General features: G+C 30.7%; 4 protein-coding genes and 1 pseudogene. 2 read left to right on the top strand and 3 right to left on the bottom strand.

The window, feature by feature from the left end:
• Positions 1–160: 160 nt before the first annotated feature.
• The 3 genes from gldD to mutY are packed head-to-tail and all read right to left on the bottom strand — an operon-like array spanning position 161 to position 2,229.
• Positions 161–724, bottom strand: a complete 564-nt coding sequence (gldD, locus tag ACH2BG_RS07480; RefSeq protein ID WP_395047083.1) for a gliding motility lipoprotein GldD — start codon at positions 722–724, stop codon at positions 161–163.
• Between the two features lie 10 nt (positions 725–734).
• A complete protein-coding gene (locus tag ACH2BG_RS07485) occupies positions 735–1,157 on the bottom strand; it encodes a single-stranded DNA-binding protein (RefSeq protein ID WP_395047084.1) in 423 nt (140 codons plus the stop codon).
• A 40-nt stretch (positions 1,158–1,197) separates the two neighbouring features.
• On the bottom strand, positions 1,198–2,229 hold the full coding sequence (gene mutY / locus ACH2BG_RS07490; protein WP_395047085.1) for an A/G-specific adenine glycosylase: 1,032 nt from the start codon (positions 2,227–2,229) through the stop codon (positions 1,198–1,200).
• A gap of 129 nt (positions 2,230–2,358) precedes the next feature.
• On the opposite strand from mutY, the gene ACH2BG_RS07495 reads away from it, so the two are divergent.
• The gene (locus ACH2BG_RS07495; RefSeq protein WP_348076710.1) at positions 2,359–2,652 is read left to right on the top strand and encodes an HU family DNA-binding protein; all 294 of its coding nucleotides are present in this window, start codon (positions 2,359–2,361) and stop codon (positions 2,650–2,652) included.
• Positions 2,653–3,038: 386 nt separating this feature from the next.
• A pseudogene (locus ACH2BG_RS07500) lies at positions 3,039–3,410 on the top strand (ribonuclease E/G); the annotation flags it as partial.

A 3,410-nucleotide genomic window follows, 5' to 3' on the forward strand; every position in this document is an offset into this window, starting at 1 on the left:
TTTTAGCCAGACCTTTTTGTTTATACCATTTAATCTTTGAACTAACTGGATTAGTTTGTCAATTATTCTCAGTTTGTCAATTATTCTCAGTTTGTCATACTGACACAGGTAGTATATTATAATATTTTCAAAAGCAAAATGGTAATATAATTCAATTTTATTATTTCCATTTCAAACTTTCCATCAAAATTCGTAAATCATTTTTTATGTAATCTGCTGCTGGTAATACGGAATCGTAATTGGGTTTTGCATAAAAATAAACGGAACCTACAAGAAAATGTTTTGTACTGTCAGTTAAGTAAAATTGCGATTGAGAAGCTGCATTTCCTCCTACTTCATAAAACATTCCGTATGCTTTTCTTTCTTTATTGGCATAAGGTTGTTCGCTAATTCCGTCAGCTTTTATAACGTGTTCGTAAGTTAATTTTTGAGCATCTCGCAATAATTCTTTTAGATTGTTGTTTACTGGTTTGTAATTCAAATAAACCGTTGCTTTTAGTTTTGGATAATCAATATCGAAATTGCAATTTCCTTTGTCTACAACTTTTCCATTTGTGTTATATTGGAAACTATAACCACATGTTTTATCGAAATTCGAATAATTTGGTTTCGGATAGTCTAAACTCAAATAAGCTTTTGGTTTAGGTAAAACATCATCTTTACAACCAACAATAGAAGTTGTAATTGCAATAAAAGAAAGAAAAGTAAAATATTTATTAAACATTGTTTGGGTTTTAAAAAGGCAAATCATTTTCGACAGTCGAATCGAAACTTGTTGTTTTTGGTACTTCAGATGATGTTTTTACATTTTCAGAATCTTTTTTAGTGTTCAAAAATGTAAATTCCGTGGCTTGAATTTCGGTCGTGTATTTAGTAGTTCCGTCTTCGGCTTGCCATTGGCGAGATTTTATTCTGCCTTCTACGTATATTTTATCACCTTTAGACAAGTATTTTTCGCAAATTTCTGCAGCTTTATTACGCACCACAACATTGTGCCATTCGGTCGAAGTTATTTTTTCGTTAGTCGATTTGTTAATATAAATCTCATTTGTTGCTAGCGGAAATCTCCCGATGCAATTGCCTCCTTCAAAATAATGCATTTTTACATCTTCTCCAAGATGACCTATTAACATGACTTTATTTAACGTTCCATTCATTGTGATTTCATTTGAGAATATCAAAGATAAGGCATTTTAATTAAAACTTATTATTCTCGATAAAATTGTGAAGCACAATAGGAAAAGGAAATTTATTTAAACTTTCAAAATCAAGACCGTTTTCTAGCGTAGTTTTTCTTTTCATTTTCCAAAATTTAATATGCAAATGTTGGTGCGTCAGTTTGTGCTTTATTGTTTCGGTTTCCATCAGAGTTATTTCGGAAATATCATCAAATTTATTGTGAATTAATTCCAAAATAACTTCGTCCGATTCTAAATTTTCAGTTTCTACTAAAGGAAATTCATATAAATTATGCCAAATTCCTTTAGCTGTTCGTTGGTTAATCGTCGTTTTGTTTTTGTTGTCTAATATATACAAGTAGTTCAGAAATCGATTTTTTACTTTCAATGTCTTGATTTTTACGGGTAATTCGCTAACTTTTTTCAGCGAAAGCGCAGCACAACTAGTATTAAGCGGGCAAATAGTACAATTAGGATTTTTAGGAACACATTGCAAAGCACCAAACTCCATAATTGCTTGATTAAATAATGCAGGATTGTCTTTATTGATTACTTCTTGCGCCAAAAGCGTGAATTCTTTTTTGGCTTTCGCCGACGCTATGTCGGTTGCAACATTATAATAACGAGAAAGCACTCGAAAAACGTTTCCGTCTACGACAGGAACCACTTCATTATAAGAAAAAGATGCAATTGCGGCGGCTGTATATTCTCCAACTCCCTTTAATTTGAGTAAAATTTTATAATCTAACGGAAAAATTCCGTTCAAATCATAGGCAATATGTTTCGCTGTAGCATGCAAATTTCGAGCACGAGAATAATATCCCAAACCTTGCCAAAGTTTCAGAACTTGTTCTTCGCTGGCATTAGCCAAATCGAAAACTGTTGGAAATTCCGTCGTAAAAGCCTCATAATAAGGCAAACCTTGCGCTACCCGTGTTTGTTGCAGCATGATTTCCGACAACCAAATACAGTAAGGATTGGTTGTTTTTCTCCATGGTAAATCGCGCTTATTTTCTAGATACCACGTGGTTAATGTTTTGCTAAAATTCATTGAAATTATTTGGTTAGCAAAAATAAAATTTTATGTGATTAAATTTTAATCAATTAGCTTGAAATATTGTTTATTTAATTTATATATTTGCAACCTCAAAAAATTACATAAACTTAATTACGTATTAAAATGACAAAAGCAGATATCGTAGCGAAAATTTCAGAGAAATTAGGACTAGAAAAAGGAGATGTACAGGCTACAGTAGAAACTTTTATGGAAGAAGTAAAAAATTCATTAGAAACTGGTGATAATGTTTACTTAAGAGGTTTCGGAAGTTTTATTGTAAAAACTAGAGCTGAAAAAACTGGAAGAAATATTTCTAAAAACACAACGATTAAAATTCCAGCTCACAATATTCCAGCATTTAAGCCTGCGAAAGTATTTGTAGAAGGAGTTAAAACAAATAATGAAACAACAAAATAAATTATTAATCAATAAAACTACACATTATGCCAAGTGGTAAAAAAAGAAAAAGACATAAGGTAGCAACGCACAAACGTAAAAAACGTGCGAGAGCTAACCGTCACAAAAAGAAAAAGTAGTTTTAAACTACTTTTTTCTTTTTAAACGTTCATTGAAATTGAGAAAAAGGCAAATAAATAAAAGACAAATAGATAAAAGACAAGAGCTTGTTATCTAGAATATTTTTTATCTAAAAATCTACTTTCTCCCAGGTAAAACCTGTAATGTTTAATCCATCTGTACTAGTTTAATTTTAGATTACAGATTGTAATATTCTAGATTTTTTTAAATCTATTATCTTTCAATCTATTGTCTATTATCTAAAAAATGCAGATAAAAATTTACACATGAATAAAGAATTGATTATTAGATCTAGTTCTGACGCTGTAGATTTTGCCTTATTAAAAGATGGAAAACTAATTGAATTACACAAAGAAGAAGAAACAAGCAATTTTCAAGTAGGCGATATTTTTATTGCCAAAATAAGAAAACCAGTTGCTGGTCTTAATGCTGCTTTTGTAAATGTTGGCTTCGAAAAAGATGCCTTTTTACATTATCATGATTTAGGACCTAATCTCGCTTCACAACTGAAGTTCATAAAACTTGTAACAACAGGTAAAATAAAAGATTTCTCCTTAAAAAGTTTCCAATTTGATAAAGAAATTGACAAAGACGGTACAATTACCGATGTAGTTGCCGTTAATCAATCAATTCTTGTA

The organism is Flavobacterium sp. (assembly GCF_043779715.1).
GTDB lineage: Bacteria > Bacteroidota > Bacteroidia > Flavobacteriales > Flavobacteriaceae > Flavobacterium.

Bases quoted from the DNA above. Each gene is read 5' to 3' on its own strand.
- gldD (WP_395047083.1), bottom strand. From the start codon at position 724: ATGTTTAATAAATATTTTACTTTTCTTTCTTTTATTGCAATTACAACT.
- ACH2BG_RS07495 (WP_348076710.1), top strand. From the start codon at position 2,359: ATGACAAAAGCAGATATCGTAGCGAAAATTTCAGAGAAATTAGGACTA.
- ACH2BG_RS07485 (WP_395047084.1), bottom strand. From the start codon at position 1,157: ATGAATGGAACGTTAAATAAAGTCATGTTAATAGGTCATCTTGGAGAA.
- mutY (WP_395047085.1), bottom strand. From the start codon at position 2,229: ATGAATTTTAGCAAAACATTAACCACGTGGTATCTAGAAAATAAGCGC.